We start from the raw sequence: 15,302 nt of genomic DNA, 5'->3' as shown, positions 1-15,302 counted from the left end.
CGATCACCATGAACGACTGTCTTTCCTGACCGATACTTCCGGCAGGGCCTCGGCATTGCTGGTTCACCTGCGCCCCCCTCGATGGGTATCCGCGTGCCATGGCCGGCCCGGAGATGCGCGGAGCGGCCCCTTCGGCGAGGAGCCGCTCCGGCGTTACGCCAGAAGCAGGCGAACGGTGACCGTGCTTTCACCAAGCGGTACGGTCGTCGCACCGCGTTCGGACGTCCCGCTCTCGATGCGATATTGGCGCCCGGTCGTGGTGGTCTTTTCCAGCCGGATTCGCGCCTGGGGCGTCATCGCGGTGCGCGCATCGAGCGTCAGCGTGACCATGCCCGTGACCGGGGCGTAGCGCGCGGAGGCGATCTTGCCCGCCTCCAGCGTGATCCAGAGGCCTGCCGGGGCGATGAACAGCCGGCTCCGTGCGCCGTCCCTGGGCGCGATGGTCACTGCCTCGGCCCCGACGCGCACGTTGCCGCCATAGCCAAGCCAGCCGAAGGTCGGGTCCTTCACCAGATAGGTCGCGGCGCCATAGGCATGGGCAAAATAGCCCGAGCCATAATCGCCGGTATAGGGATCCCACGCCATCCGGTCGGGCCAGCTGTGGAAGGCGGCGGAGCCGAAGCCGTCGCGGTCGATATTGGTGATGCCGCCCATCAGCCCGCCATAGGCGACACGCAGCAGGTGGAGGTCGCTCGGGTTCGCGCGGAATGCCTCGAACAGCGGCAGCGCATTGTTGGTCGAGCCGTAATGGTGGATCTGCCGCTCGATGCGCGGATATTTGCCGCCATAGAGGAAGTCCCAATAGCGCCGGGCATTGCCGTTATAGCCCCAGTGCGGGATCAGCGGGTCATAGCCGAGGATCACCTCCACCGTCTCCGCCGCCTGCTTGCCATGGCCGAAATAGCGCAGCCAGGAATAGACTTCGGGCTGGCCGGTGGAATCCCACGCCATCTCGCTGCCGAACGGATAGGGCAGGCTGTGCCAGTGATCCGCGCGGCTCTTCATCAGCGCCTCGATCTGGGCTGCGCCGTCGGTGATGCCCTCGCGCTTCAGGTCTTCCAGGATGTCGACGAAGACCTCGCCCTCCATCTGGCCGAACTGGGTGTAATAGGGCGCGTCGCGCATCATCGCGACGATCGTCAGCCGCGCATGATCCAGATACCAGCGCCAGTCGTGGTGGGTGACCAGCCCGGGATGGTTGCGCGCCAGCCGATAGAGCGTCCAGTAGCCGAGCGCGACGTGCGGATAGTTGAACGAGCGGCCGAGATCGCCCGCGTCCTTCTTCGACCAGCTGGTCCAGCTCTTCCAGTTGGCGTCGGCATCGTAATAGCCGGGCAGGCCTTCCGGATCATAGTAGAACAGGCTCTTCTTCACCGCGCCGATATGCTCGCCGTTTGCGACCTGGAGCGTGCCGAAGATCGTCTTGTCGACCAGCGTTTCCAGCCGCTCGATTTCGGCGGGATCGGGATTGTCGAGCTGCTTCATGATCGCGGCGATCCAGCCGCCGGCGCCGCCCTCGTCGCTCATGCCCGCGATCCAGACGCGCGGCTCCTGGGTCAGGATCTTGCCCGCCTCGCGGTCATAGCTGAGGATCGCGGGCGAGCGGCCGAACGGATCCTTGGCATCGTCATACCATTGCTTCGTGGTGGTGAAGCGGCCGAGATCGGCCATGGTCTGCTCGAGCGGCTTGGTGACGAAATACTGCACCGTCTGTGCCGTGCCGTCGGCATAGGTGATGGTGACGCGGGCGCGGCCCCAGCCGGCGCCTCGCACCGCATAGCGCCGCCAGCCGTTGACGACGCCCGCCGCCTGGACGGTCAGCGCACCGGCAGGCGAGACGTCGATCTTCGCCACGGGCCGAGCATATTTCAGGAAGAGCGAAGCCTCCAGGTCGTTCGGCACGACATAGCCGGGCACGCCGAGCGCCACCGGCCGCCCCTGAGCGGCAAGCGTCGACTCGATGCCGCGGATCGACGGTGCCTGCACCAGCCGCACGCCGATGGTGCGCGCCTCGCCGGGCGCCAGGGTGAAGCTGGTGGCAGGGTTCCACTGCTCGCCCGCCTTGCTCCATTCCTGCTCGACAAAGCCCTTGGAGGCGACCGTCCAGTCGTAAAAGCCTTCCGAGACCTGGCTGCGCTGGCTCTTGTCGGTGAAGATCGCCAGCGGCTCGCGCGGGTTCTTCAGCGGGGCGTAATTCTCCAGCGGCGTCCTGCCGTCGGGCAGGACCAGCAGCGCGGGGCCCTTCCCGTTCAGCCGGGTGACCTGGAGATAGCCGGCGTCGCGGCCGATATAGGGATCGACGAAGCTTGCCTCGGCATGCGCCGTTTCCAGCGTGCGATTCTGGATGATGTTGTCGAACACCATCGGCATGCCGAGGCCGCCGATCTCGACCGGCGCGCTCGACGTGTTGACCAGCCGGAAACGCAGCGCCGGAACACCCGCCGCGTCCACCCAGCGCCGCTCGACGCGCAGCGGGATGCCGTCGCCCATGCTCGCAGTGATGTCCGCGGCGGCGAACACGCCGGGGGTCAGCGGCAGCGCCTGGATCGGCTTGCGGACGCGGGCGGAGGCGAAGTCGCGCCACGCGCCCCCGGCAGTGCGCAGGCGCAGATTGAGGTCGCCGACATGATTATAGCCGTCGCCTTGCCGTTCCGCTTCCCGGCCGCCGGGGACGAAGTCGAACGCCGGATCGGCGGTGGGCGACAGCCGGGCCAGCGTGCCGGTATCGCTGCGCAGCGCGAGCAGGAACGCGCCGACGCGCACCGGTGTGGTGCGGATCGGCGGATAGACCGGCTTGGCCGCAGATTGTTCCTGCGCGATCAGCGGCGCGGCGAAGGGAAGGGCACTCACGCCGGCAAGCGCCGCGGCAGCGAGGATCAGGCGGGCAGGACGCATCGGGGACCTCATTGTTCGGGGCGCAGTACCGGCAGCTCTTCGTGCCAGGCGGGCGTAGCGAAGCTCACGTCGGCAGGCGGCGCCTCGCCGAGCAGATTGCGGACGAAATAGTCGCGGAACTTGCGCCAGAAGAAGGGCTGGTAGACCGCGTGGGTGGTGTTGGGCAGCACCACCATGTCGACGTCGCGGCCGGCCCAGATCAGCGCGGTGGCGAGCTGGAAGCTTTCGGTGATCGGCACATTGTCGTCGATGTCGCCATGGATCAGCAGCAGCTTCGAGCCGAGGTTCGGCGCAGCGACCATGTTCGAGTTGCGTGCCCAGTCATCGGGGCTCGCCGGACCCATCGTCACTTCGGGCCACCAGGCCTTGTCGAGCCGCAGATCATGGTTGCCCGACGACGCCACACCCACCTTGAAGAAGCCCGGCCGGCGGATGACGAACCGCGCTGCATCATAGCCGCCGGCCGAACCGCCGAACACGCCGACGCGCGCGAGATCGAACTGCGGATAGCGTTCGGCCATCTGGCGGATTAGCGCGATATGATCGTCCAGCCCGATCTCGCCGAGATTCTGATAGGCGTGCATGCGGAAATCACGGCCCCGGCGCGAGGTGCCGCGCCCGTCGATCATCACCACGATCGCGCCGAGCTGGGCGACGCTGGAGCCGGCCGAACCGACCGCGACGTTCCAGCATTCCGGCACCTGGGTGGTGGTGGGGCCGGTATAGACATTGTCGATCACCGGGTAGCGGCGGTTGGGATCGAACGATGCGGGCCGATAAACCATGCCGTAGATCGGCGTTTTGCCGTCCGCCGCCACGCCCTGGAACGGCTCCGGCATGCGATAGCCCGTGGCGAGCAGCGCGGCAGGATCGGCGCGGCCCAGCTCGGTGAGGATGCGCCCGTCAAGCGTGCTGCGAACCACCGTGCGCGTCGGCTGGGCGGGAGTCGACATGGCATCAAGGAAGATCTTGCCGTCCGGCGAGACCTGGACGTCGTGGTTCATCGGCTCGGGCGTCAGCAGCACCGGCTGCTCGCCGTGCGTGCCGATCCGGTAAAGCGCGGTGTAATAGGGGTTGCGATCCTTCTCGCGGCCGACGCCGGTCACCAGAATCGCGCCTGCCGCGGCATCGACATGCTGGATGCCGATCACCTCCCAGTCGCCGCGCGTCAGCGGAATGCCGCCTTCGGGTGCATCGGGGCGGACCAGATAGAGCTGCGCCCAGCCGCTCCGCTCCGAGACTGAGAGTTCGCCGCCGAGTTCGGGTGCGGGCTGGAGGAAGCTGGAAACGACAGAGACGTTTGGCGTCAGCGCCTCACGCGCCACGACGGTGGCAGCACCGGTCTCCGGATCGGCGTGGTAGACGGCAAGCTGCTTGTAACCGCGCTCGGTCCACTGCGCGCGCACCTTGCCGTTTACCCAGTTGAGGTCCGGATCGGCGGGGTAGAGGATGGATTCGCTCGGGATGTCCAGCTTCACCGGGCGCGCCTTGCGACGGCGCAGCGCCTCCTCGACGTCGACGACATAGCGGGTCGCCTGGGGCAGCTTCTCCGCGCCGGCAAGGGGGTAGATATAGCGGAAGGTGCGCGGATAGATGCTGCCGGGCGGGGTCGCCTGGACGATGCCCAGCCGGATCACGTCGCGCGTGTCGAGCCGCCAGGTGAGGATGCGCTTGCTGTCCGGCGACCAGCGGATCGAGACCGGCATGGTCGGATCCTCGGTCCCTTGCGCCAGGATGTCGGCAAGCTGGGGAATGCCGCGGCCATAGGGCTGGTCGCGGGTGCCGTCCTCGGTCAGCGCGACTTCGCGGCCGGTGCGCACTTCCACCGCGTACAGGTTGAAATCACGGGCGATGATTCGAAAGCGGCCGTCCGGCGAAAGGGCTTCCTCGCCGTCCGCCGCGCCTTTCTCGGCAGGGGCCAGGGCGCCCTCGGCGGACCAGGTCCAGCGTTTGCCGAACGCACTGAAGGTTAGGGCGGCGCCTTCGATCTTCGGATCTTCGATCGGCAGTGCGGCGGGCTTGAGCGGCTTGCCCGTCACCTTTGCAAGCGCCGCCGCGATGGCGGCTTCCGGCGCGATGGACTGGGACTGGGCAGTGGCGGCATCGAAATAGGCCACGGTCCGCTCGCCCTCGCGGCCATGGCGATAGACAATGCCTGCGCCGTTAGTGGTGAAGGTAGCACGCAGATTGCGATCGACGATCAGCTTTGCCAGCCCGTCGCCAAGATACCGATCCGCCACCGCATAGCGCGCCTCGATGGTGTCGACCGGCGCGGTGCCGGCTGACGCCGTGCTCGTCTGTGCGGTTGCGGGGAGCGGCACCACCAGCGCCGCGGCCGCCATGCCGAGGCGCAGGGCGCGCACTTTCCGCATGCGCCCTCTGGTGCTGCCGGTCCCGTACGATACAAGCATGTGCAATCCCCCTTGCGTCGCCGATAGACCATGCGGATCGCGGAGCGTCAAGAATATTATACGGTATATAATGATCCTGGTAGTCGCATTGGTCGCTTGACCGGTGGGCAGAGCCTTCGTAGATCGTATACGATTGCTCGAGGGGAACATCATGCGTCGTACACGTCGGGAAATTCTGGCAAGCGCCGGCAGCGTATTGTTGGCGGCAGGCGCCGCACCGACCTTGGCGCGGGCGGCAGATGCGGGTGCGTTGCCGCGAAAGCCCGAGCCGCTGCCGCTCACCGCGATCCGGTTGCGCCCCTCGGACTATGCAACCGCGATGCAGGTCAACCATCGCTACCTGCTGCGCCTTGATCCGGATCGCCTGCTCCACAACTTCCGCGGATATGCCGGGCTGGAGCCCAAGGGCGCGCTGTATGGCGGGTGGGAGAGCGACACGATCGCCGGTCACACGCTTGGCCACTATCTGTCCGGCCTGGTGCTGACCTGGCAGCAGACGGGCGACGCCGAGATGCGCCGCCGCGCCGACTATATCGTCGCCGAGCTGGCCGAGGCGCAGGCGAAGCGCGGCACCGGCTATGTCGGCGCACTGGGCCGCAAGGCGGCGGACGGCAAGATCGTCGACGGCGAGGCGATCTTCCCGGAGATCATGCGCGGCGAGATCAAGTCGGGCGGCTTCGATCTCAACGGTTCCTGGTCGCCGCTGTACACGGTGCACAAGCTGTTCGCCGGGCTGCTCGACGTCCATGCCGGCTGGGGCAATGCGCAGGCGCTGCAGGTGACGCTGGGGCTCGCCGCCTATTTCGAGAAGGTGTTTGCCGCGCTGGACGATGCGCAGATGCAGCAGATGCTCGGCTGCGAATATGGCGGCCTCAATGAAAGCTACGCGGAGCTGTATGCCCGTACCCGCGATGCGCGCTGGATGGTGGTCGCCAAGCGGCTGTACGACAACCGCGTGCTCGATCCGCTGAAGGCGCGCGAGGACAAGCTCGCCAATTTCCACGCCAACACCCAGGTGCCGAAGCTGATCGGGCTGGCGCGCATCCACGAACTGACCGGCGACCCCGCCGATGCGACCGCCGCCCGCTTTTTCTGGGAGCGGGTGACGCAGCACCACAGCTTCGTGATCGGCGGCAATGCCGATCGCGAATATTTCACGGCGCCGGACAGCATCGCCCAGCACATCACCGACCAGACGTGCGAGCATTGCAACACCTACAACATGCTCAAGCTGACCAGCCACCTGTTCGCCTGGCAGCCGGACGGCGCGCTGTTCGACTATTACGAGCGCGCGCACCTGAACCATGTGATGGCGGCGCAGAACCCGAAGACCGGCGGCTTCACCTACATGACTCCGCTGATGAGCGGCGCCGAGCGCGGCTATTCCACGACGGACGACGATGCCTTCTGGTGCTGTGTGGGGTCGGGCATGGAAAGCCACGCAAAGCATGGCGAGGCGGCGTTCTGGGAAGGCGACGGGGCCTTCCTCGTCAATCTCTACATTCCGGCGGAAATCAGCTGGAAGCCGCGCGGTGCGAAGCTGGTGCTCGAGACCGCTTATCCGTTCGAAGGCACGGCCACGCTGACGCTGACGAGCCTGGCCAAGCCTGGCCGCTTCCCGCTGGCGCTGCGCGTGCCCGGCTGGGCGGCGGGCAAGGCGATCGTGACGGTGAACGGCAAGCCGGCGGGCGCGGCCTTCGACCGCGGCTATGCGATCGTCACGCGCAGCTGGAAGGCCGGTGACGCCGTGGCCATCACGCTGCCCATGGCACTTCGGCTGGAAGCGACGCCGGGTGACGACAGCGTCGTCGCGGTGCTGCGCGGCCCGATGGTGCTGGCAGCCGACATGGGCCCGAATGCGCCAGAGCCCTGGAACGGCGCCGATCCGGCGTTGGTCGGGCAGGACCTGCTTGCGGCCTTTGCGCCCACCGCGGCGCCCGCGGTCTATGCGACCAAGGGCGTGGTCCGCCCCGGCGACATGCGCTTCGTCCCCTTCTACCGGCAATATGAGCGGCGCAGTGCCGTCTACTTCAAGCGCTTCACCGAAGGGCAGTGGAAGACCGAAGAGGCTACCTTCCTGGCCGACCAGGCACGGTTGAAGGACGTTGCCGCGCGTTCGGTGGATGTGATGCATCTGGGCGAGATGCAGCCGGAGCGCGACCACGATCTGCAATCCGCGATCTCCTACCCCGTGTCCTATCGCGGGCGGCAGGGGCGCGACGCGCGCTCGGGCGGCTGGTTCGAGTTCACGCTCAAGACGCGCGAAGGGCCGCTGGTGTTGCAGGCGACCTATTGGGGCGGCGAGCGCGAGCGGGACTTCGACATCCTCGTCGACGGGGTGAGGGTCGCTACCCAGCATCTGAGCGAGAATGACCGGCCCGGCAAATTTTTCGATGTGGAATATGCGCTGCCGGAGGCGCTCACCAAGGGTAAGAAGAGCGTTCGCGTTCGCTTCGTGCCGCATGACCGTAACACTGCTGGGCCGGTGTTCGGCGTTGTGCTGTTCACCGCCAAGCCGTGAGCGAAGGCGTCGGGCAGCAGGGCGTCGCGCTGACGCTGGACGAGGTGGGCACACTCGCCCGGCGGGTGCTCCGCGCCGCCGGGCTCGCCGGCGATCATGCCGATGCGGTTGCCGAGACGATGGTGGCTGGCGAGCGGGACGGTTGCGCCTCGCACGGCATCTACCGGCTGCTCGTCGCCGCAAACACGATCGCCAAGGGAAAGGTGGTGCGCGATGCCGTGCCGGTGCTCACCGAACCTGCTCAGGCGCTGGCCAAGGTGGACGGCGGCGGCGGCTTTGCGCAGCTTGCGTTCGAAACGGGCAAGCCGGCGCTGATCGCCAAGGCGCAGACATGCGGCATCGCCGCGCTGGCGCTGAATAACGTCGTACACTTCGCCGCGCTCTGGCCCGAAGTGGAGGCGCTGGCCGAAGAAGGGCTGGTGGCGCTGGCCTTCACGCCCAGCCATGCCTGGGTGGCGCCCGCCGGGGGCACCCGGCCGGTATTCGGCACCAATCCGATCGCCTTCGGCTGGCCGCGCCCCGCGCCGAACCGGCCCTTCGTCTTCGATTTCGCCACCAGCATGGTCGCGCGCGGCGAGATTGAACTGCATCGCCGCGCCGGCCGTCCTGTGCCGGACGACTGGGGCATCGATGCCGAGGGGCGACCGACCACCGATCCGGCCGCTATCCTGGAGGGCGCGATGCGCACCTTTGGCGGGCACAAGGGTTCGGCGCTGGCGGCAATGGTTGAGCTGGTGGCCGGGCCGCTGATCGGCGACCGCACCAGCGCCGAATCGATTGCAGTCGATGGCGGGGCGGGGGCATCGCCGCTGGGCGGCGAACTGATCGTTGCCATCGATCCCGCGGGTTTTCTGGGCGACATGGTCGCCGAGCACCTTGCTGGGGCCGAAGCGATGTTCGCCGCGATCGAGGCACAGGGCGCGCGGCTGCCCTCCTCCCGCCGCTATGCCGCGCGTGTCCGCAGCCTTGTCGCGGGCGTGCGCATCCCCGAAACCCTCTATGCCGATATCCTGGCGCTGGAAGCGAGCCTTACCGCATGAAACCGATCCTCCTCCTCTCCGCCGCCCTGCTCGCCACCGCCGCCGCACCCGCGCCGAAGCCGGCCCGTCCGATCAGCGCCGATGCGAAGCTCAAGGCGATCATCGACGTGGAATATGCATGGCGCACCACCCAGCAGGGGCCGGGCGAGGACAACCCGGCCGCCCAGGGCGGGCTGCCCGATGTCGGCCCGGCGGCACAGGCCGCGCGGCTGGCGCGCTGGACGGCGGTGTCGCGCCAGCTTGCAGCGATCGATCCGGCAAAGCTCACGCCCAGGGGGCGGATCGACTATCTCGTCTACAAGGGCCAGATCGACGCGCTGCTCGCCGAACAGCGCTATCGCGATTATGAGAAGCCGCTCACCGCCGACACCAGCTTCTGGAGCGATATTGCCGGTTCGGGCCGCGACGCCTTTGTCCGCGAAGACCAGTACCGCGCCTATATCAAGACCCTGCGCGACGTGCCCCGCTATTTCGACCAGAACATCGCCAATATGCGCGCCGGCCTCGCCCGCGGCTTCACGCCGCCCAAGGTGACGCTCACCGGCCGCGACATCGGCGTGGCGCAGGTGGTGGACGCGCCGCTCGAGGAAAACCTGTTCTACACGCCGTTCAAGAAGTTTCCCGGTTCTATTCCGGCCGCGGTGCAGGCGGAGCTGCGCCGCGAGGGAGCGGCGGCGATCCGCGAGGCCGTGGTCCCGGCGCATCGCAAGCTGCTCGATTTCCTGCGCAAGGATTATATCCCCGGCGCGCGCACCGCGCTGGCGGCGATCGAGTTGCCCGACGGCAAGGCCTATTACCAGTCGAAGATCCGCGAATATGTGACGCGCGACATGACCGCAGAGCAGGTCCACGCCGTGGGCGTGCGCGAAGTGGCGAAGATCCGTGCCGAGATGCTGCAGGTGATGGCCGAGGCCAAGTTCAAGGGCGATCTCCCCGCCTTCCTCAACTTCCTGCGCACCGATCCGCAATTCTACGCCAAGACCCCGCAGGAGCTGCTGTACCACGCCGCCTGGGCGGCCAAGCAGTTCGACGGGAAGGCGGGGCAGTATTTCGGCCGGCTGCCGCGCCGGCGCTTCGCCGTCGTGCCGGTGCCGGACGATCTCGCGCCCTTCTACACCGGCGGCCGCGGCGGCCCGGGCGTCTATCTGGTCAACACCTACGACCTGAAGTCGCGGCCCTTCTACCAGCTGACTGCGCTGACGCTGCACGAAAGCGCGCCCGGCCATGCCTTCCAGATGCCGCTGGCGAACGAGAACAAGGATCTGCCGCCCTTCCGCCGCGATACCTACCTTTCCGCCTATGGGGAGGGCTGGGCGCTCTATTCGGAAAAGCTGGGCGTCGAGATGGGGATGTACGACACGCCCTATGACCAGTTCGGGATGCTCAGCTACCAGATGTGGCGCGCGGCGCGGCTGGTGGTGGATACCGGCATCCACGCGATGGGCTGGACCCGAGAACAGGCCCAGGCCTTCCTTCGCGACAACACCGCGCTCAGCAACCACGAGATCGAGACCGAGGTCGATCGCTACATCGCCTGGCCGGGCCAGGCGCTCAGCTACTATATGGGCGAGCTGGCCTTTCTCGACGCGCGCACCCGGGCTGAAAAGGCGCTGGGGCCGAAGTTCAACATCCGCGCCTGGCACGATGCGATGCTCCAGCTGGGATCGGTGCCGCTGACGGTGATCGACCAGCGCACCGACCAGTTCATCCGCGAGGGCGGCAAGGGGCCTTATCCCGACGAGGAATGATGGCGCGCTGCGGCAATAGGCGAAGCACAGGCGGCAAGGGCAGGGAAAGCTGTCCTTGCCGTTTCTGCATGGGCACGGCCGGCGAGGCGGCCGTTGCAACTTGGCTACACCCTCTAGGCGATCGTGCGCAACCAAGATGCAGGTTTGTTGGACGGAGCATTACAAACTTGCGACACATACGGTATACGATATAAGAACGTCCTGGAAGGCCGGGGGAATGGACCTGAGGCCGCTTCTGGGGGCGATCGAAATGCGCAAGTGCGGATTATATTGTCGGGCTAGTGGCTTGGCGTTGGTACTGGCGGTGCCGCTCGTCGCCTTGGCATCGCCTGCGTTGGCGCAAGATCGCGACGGGGCAGAGGAAGGCGTCCAGTCCAGGAAGGACGACCAGGTTGTCATCACCGGCGTGCGCGGGAGCATCACCGATGCGCGGAACCGGAAGCGCAAGGCCAAGCAGATCGTCGATTCGGTGGTGGCCGAGGATGTGGGCAAGCTGCCCGACAACAATGTGCCCGAAGCGCTGGCGCGCGTGCCCGGCGTGCAGATCGACCGTGCGCATGGCGAGGGCTCCAGCGTCACCATTCGCGGCCTTGGAGACGTGCAGACCACGATCAACGGCACCGAGGCCGGCTCGGCCGGCTCGCGCGCGCTGAGCCTGTCGGACATCCCGGCCGAACTGCTCAAGTCCGTGGAAGTCTACAAGACCCGCAGCGTGGACCAGCCCGAAGGCGGCATCGCGGGCACGGTGAACGTGGAACTGCGGCGCCCGCTCGACCTGCGCAAGGGCTGGACGCTGGCCGGCAGCTTCCGCGAGACCTTCTCGGACATCGGCAACACCAAGAGTCCCTATGCCAGCGTGCTCGTCGGCAAGCGGTTCGATACGCCGATCGGCGAGATGGGCCTGCTGCTCAACGGGTCCTACACGCGCAACAACTACAACGAGAACTTCATCGCGGCGGAATCGCCCTATGCGGTGCCGGCGGACACCACGGCGGGACGCAGCCTGCCCGCCGCGCTGCAGGGCACGATCATCCCCTATGCGGTGACCTACGGCGTCGAATCCGGCGCGATCAAGCGGCCCTCGCTCAACGCCGCCTGGCAGTGGCGGGCCAGCGACAAGCTCGATTTCGTGCTGGAGGGCGCCTATCTCGGCGCGCGCGAAACGGCGAACCAGGATTATCTGAAGATCGTCACCAACGACCGCGGCGGCACCTATTCCAACGTGGTCACCAACAGCGACGGCACGATCCGATCGCTGACGTCTAACAATGCAAACGGCGTGAACGGCGGCCCGCTCTCGATCTACACCGAGCGCGACAGCGACACCTACAACACCAATTTCGAGACGCACTGGAACGGCGGGCACGTGCGCATCGACTTCGGCGCGCAGTATAACTGGAGCGATTCGACCAACTATTTCGTCCAGCAGCAATATCGGCTGAACGGCGCGACGGCGGTGAACGTCGACTTCAACTCGCCCAATATCCCCGGCGGCGGACCGTTCGTGAGCTATCCGGGCCTGGATATCGCCAATGCCGCGAACTACAAGCTGTTCCAGGTGCATGACCAGAACGGCGACAATCATGATACCCTGTTCGCCGGCAAGGTGGATTTCACCGTCGAAGCCAGCACCACCGGGCCGCTGCGCAGCTTCCGCTTCGGCACGCGCTTCACCAAGCGCACGATGAACTTTGTCTACGGCTATCGCGACGCCTTCTACTTCAACATCGCCAACGCGCCGACGCTCCAGTCGGTAGGCTCGGCGCTCGGCATCGGGCTGGCGACCACCCGGCCGGACACGCGCGGTGCGGGGCAGGTCCCGACCTGGAATCACTTCGACAGTGCGCAATATTTCGACCGGTTCGGTGCGGTGCGCCAGTATCTGCTGACCAGCGGCGCCGACCTGCAGGGCCGCGACTGGACGACTGCGGCGCCCGGCGGCAACGATCCCGGCCAGGGCTTTGCCGAGACCGAGCGAACTTTTGCTGCCTATGGCGAGGCCAATTACGGCTTCGACGTCGGCTTCCCGGTCGATGGTGCGCTCGGCCTGCGCTATGTCAACACCTGGGGCGAGGCGGCCAGCACGCAATATAACTGGCTGCTCGGCGCGGACGGCAAGATCGATCCCAGCTATACGCTGGTGATGAAGCAGGTGCCTAGCAAGGCGAACTATATCGACCTGCTGCCCAGTGCGACGGCGATCCTGCACTTCTCCAACAAGCTGCAGTTACGACTGTCCTACACCCACAATGTGCAGCGCCCCAGCTTCTTCGACATGCGCAACTTCAAGGAGCTGCGGGATGCGGTGAGCAGTCCGACCGGACCGGTCTATGCCGGTAATCCGGACCTGAAGGCGACCCAGGAAAACAACTACGACGCGTCGCTCGAATACTATTTTGGCAAAAGCGGCATGGTGTCGCTTGGTGCCTTCCTCAAGAACCAGACCGGGTTTATCTACAACACGCGTAGCAATGAATATGTGCCGGAAGTAGGTGGTGTTCATCCTGTAGAGAAGCCACGCAACGCCGGACCGGGCAAGATCTTCGGCCTTGAGGGACAGGTAAACGTCTTCTTCGACTTCCTGCCCGGTATCGCCAAGCATTTCGGCATTAATGCCAACGGAACCTATATCCCGGTCGGCCAGCTGCACCTCTATCCGGACGATCAGGTGCCGGACGTGCCCGGCGTGTTCCAGCCGCCCTACACCTCCAAATATACCGGCAATATCGCGCTGATCTACGACACGCCGGTGCTCAGCGCGCGCGTGGCCTATAATTACCGGTCGAGCTTCAAGACCAACATCAACTATGTGGATCCCGGTTATTCGGTCTACAACAAGGCGACGTCGCGGCTGGACGCGGCGGTGAACGTCACGCCGTTCAAGTTCGTCACGTTCAGCCTCGAGGCGACGAACCTGCTGAAGAACAACACCTATTCCTATTTCGGCGCATTCCAGTCGCTGCCGGTGGGCGTGCGCGAGCAGGCGCGGACCATCCAGCTCAGCACCCGCGTCCGCTTCTGAGACCCACGACTGCCCGGGGAGCGGCCTTGCCGTTCCCCGGGAATTTTTGCTTTCAGGATCCGCGATGCTGCATTTCTCGACCAAAGCCGGGCTGCTCACCGCCGCCGCCCTCGTCTCCCCGGCCGCGAAGGCGCAGCAGGGGGCTGCCGCACCGATCGCCGTGCACGCGAAGGCGAACCCGATCGTCGCGGACGGCAGTCTCTATTCGGCCGATCCCGCGCCGCTGGTGGTGGGGGACACCTTCTACATCCTCACCGGTCGGGACGAGGCGCGGCGCGACGAAGCCGGCTTCGTGATGCACGAATGGGCGCTGCTGACGAGCAAGGATCCCGCATCAGGCAACTGGAAGCTCCATCCGCATTTCCTGCGCCCCGACCAGCTCTTCGCCTGGGCGAGCGACAGTGCCGCCTGGGCCGCGCAGATGGTGCAGGGCGCAGACAAGCGCTTCTATCTCTACGCCCCCGTCGAGCAGCGCGACTGCAGGGATCGCGACTGCATGGGCATCGGCGTCGCGGTTGCCGACAGCCCGCTTGGCCCCTGGCGCGACTGGCACCCGGAAGGGCCGATCCTGTCGCAGCGCCTGCCGGTGGAAAACAACATCCAGAATATCGACCCGACCGTGGCGGTGGGGCCTGACGGCGCGGCGTATATCTACTGGGGCACGTTCGGCCAGCTGCGCGGGGCGCGGCTGGGTGCCGACATGAAGACGGTGGGCGCGCCGGTGACGGTGACGACGCTGACCGGCTTCTTCGAGGCGCCGTGGCTCTTCGAGCGCAAGGGCACCTGGTACATGGTCTATGCTGCCAACCATGCCGGGCCCAGTTCGCCTTGCACCCAGGCGGTCTACCATGCCTGCCAGGCCTATGGCACCGCGCCGACGCCGCTCGGCCCCTGGACCTATCGCGGCGTAGTCCTGGATCCCGTCTCCTCGACCACGTCGCACCAGGGCATGGTGCCGTTCAAGGGTCAGTGGTGGATGGCCTATCACACCGCCGACGCGAAGCTGGGCGGCCATTTCCGCCGCAGCGTCGCCGTCGACCGCGTGGAGTGGGATGACAGTGTCTCGCCCGCCGCAATCCGCAAGGTGGTGCAGACCCGCGCGCCGGCCGACAGCACGCCTACGCCCAACGTTGCCCGCGTCGCGCACCCCACCGCGTTCAACATGCCGATTCCACTGCAATATCGGCTGGCCGCGCTGAACGACGGCAAGGTCTATCCCGCCCCCTTGCCGCCCGACATGTGGGGCACCTGGAACGGGCGCGGCGATGTGGCGCAGGGCTGGGTGCAATATCGCTGGGACCGGCCTGTCACGATCAGCGGCGTGCGCGTGAAATTCTGGGGCGACCGCCCCGCCGGATCAGGCGAGGGCGTGGCCCCGCCGCGCGGCTGGCATCTGGAAGTGGGGGAGGGTGGGAATTGGCGTCGGCTCGCCGCGCCGGTGGTCCCTGCCGCTACCACGGACGCGCCGGTGGCGCTTCGCTTCAAGCCGGTCACCACCCGGTGTCTCCGACTGGTGCTCGACGCATCGACTGACGGCAAGACCTTTGCGGCGTTCGGAATCGAGGAATGGGAAGTGCTGTCGCCCAAGTCGGTCGTCGCGCCGCAAACCCCACCTGCGCCGGCGGCGTCCGCCCGCTGCGACTAAGGAGCTGCCTCTGCATTCGA

At 66.6% G+C, this 15,302-nt stretch carries 7 protein-coding genes; 5 read left to right on the top strand and 2 right to left on the bottom strand.

The annotated features are described in order from the left end of the window. Positions 1-153: 153 nt before the first annotated feature. On the bottom strand, positions 154-2,895 hold the full coding sequence (locus V7E00_RS09315; protein WP_333572334.1) for a DUF5695 domain-containing protein: 2,742 nt from the start codon (positions 2,893-2,895) through the stop codon (positions 154-156). 8 nt (positions 2,896-2,903) lie between these two features. Next, a complete protein-coding gene (locus tag V7E00_RS09310; RefSeq protein WP_333572333.1) occupies positions 2,904-5,267 on the bottom strand; it encodes a S9 family peptidase in 2,364 nt (787 codons plus the stop codon). A gap of 190 nt (positions 5,268-5,457) precedes the next feature. Here V7E00_RS09310 and V7E00_RS09305 point away from each other — a divergent pair, with 190 nt between their 5' ends. The 5 genes from V7E00_RS09305 to V7E00_RS09285 all read left to right on the top strand — a co-directional run bounded on the left by V7E00_RS09305 (position 5,458) and on the right by V7E00_RS09285 (position 15,282). Beyond that, positions 5,458-7,827 (top strand): glycoside hydrolase family 127 protein, encoded by a 2,370-nt coding sequence (locus V7E00_RS09305; protein ID WP_333572332.1) that lies wholly within the window; start codon positions 5,458-5,460, stop codon positions 7,825-7,827. Continuing rightward, entirely contained in the window at positions 7,824-8,867 is a 1,044-nt protein-coding gene (locus tag V7E00_RS09300; RefSeq protein ID WP_333572331.1) for an Ldh family oxidoreductase, read from the top strand. The genes V7E00_RS09305 and V7E00_RS09300 overlap by 4 nt, the downstream gene beginning before the upstream one ends. Next, positions 8,864-10,615, top strand: a complete 1,752-nt coding sequence (locus V7E00_RS09295; RefSeq protein WP_333572330.1) for a DUF885 domain-containing protein — start codon at positions 8,864-8,866, stop codon at positions 10,613-10,615. The genes V7E00_RS09300 and V7E00_RS09295 overlap by 4 nt, the downstream gene beginning before the upstream one ends. 286 nt (positions 10,616-10,901) lie before the next feature. Then, positions 10,902-13,637: a TonB-dependent receptor gene (locus V7E00_RS09290; RefSeq protein WP_333572329.1), complete on the top strand. Its 2,736-nt coding sequence runs from the start codon at positions 10,902-10,904 to the stop codon at positions 13,635-13,637. Between the two features lie 64 nt (positions 13,638-13,701). After that, complete coding sequence (locus V7E00_RS09285; RefSeq protein WP_333572328.1) at positions 13,702-15,282, top strand: family 43 glycosylhydrolase; 1,581 nt, start codon at positions 13,702-13,704, stop codon at positions 15,280-15,282. Positions 15,283-15,302 lie beyond the last annotated feature (20 nt).

This window comes from Sphingomonas sp., assembly GCF_036731925.1.
Classification (GTDB): domain Bacteria; phylum Pseudomonadota; class Alphaproteobacteria; order Sphingomonadales; family Sphingomonadaceae; genus Sphingomonas.
The sequence above is the reverse complement of the archived record's forward strand: the minus strand, read 5'-3'. Positions and strand labels throughout refer to the sequence as shown.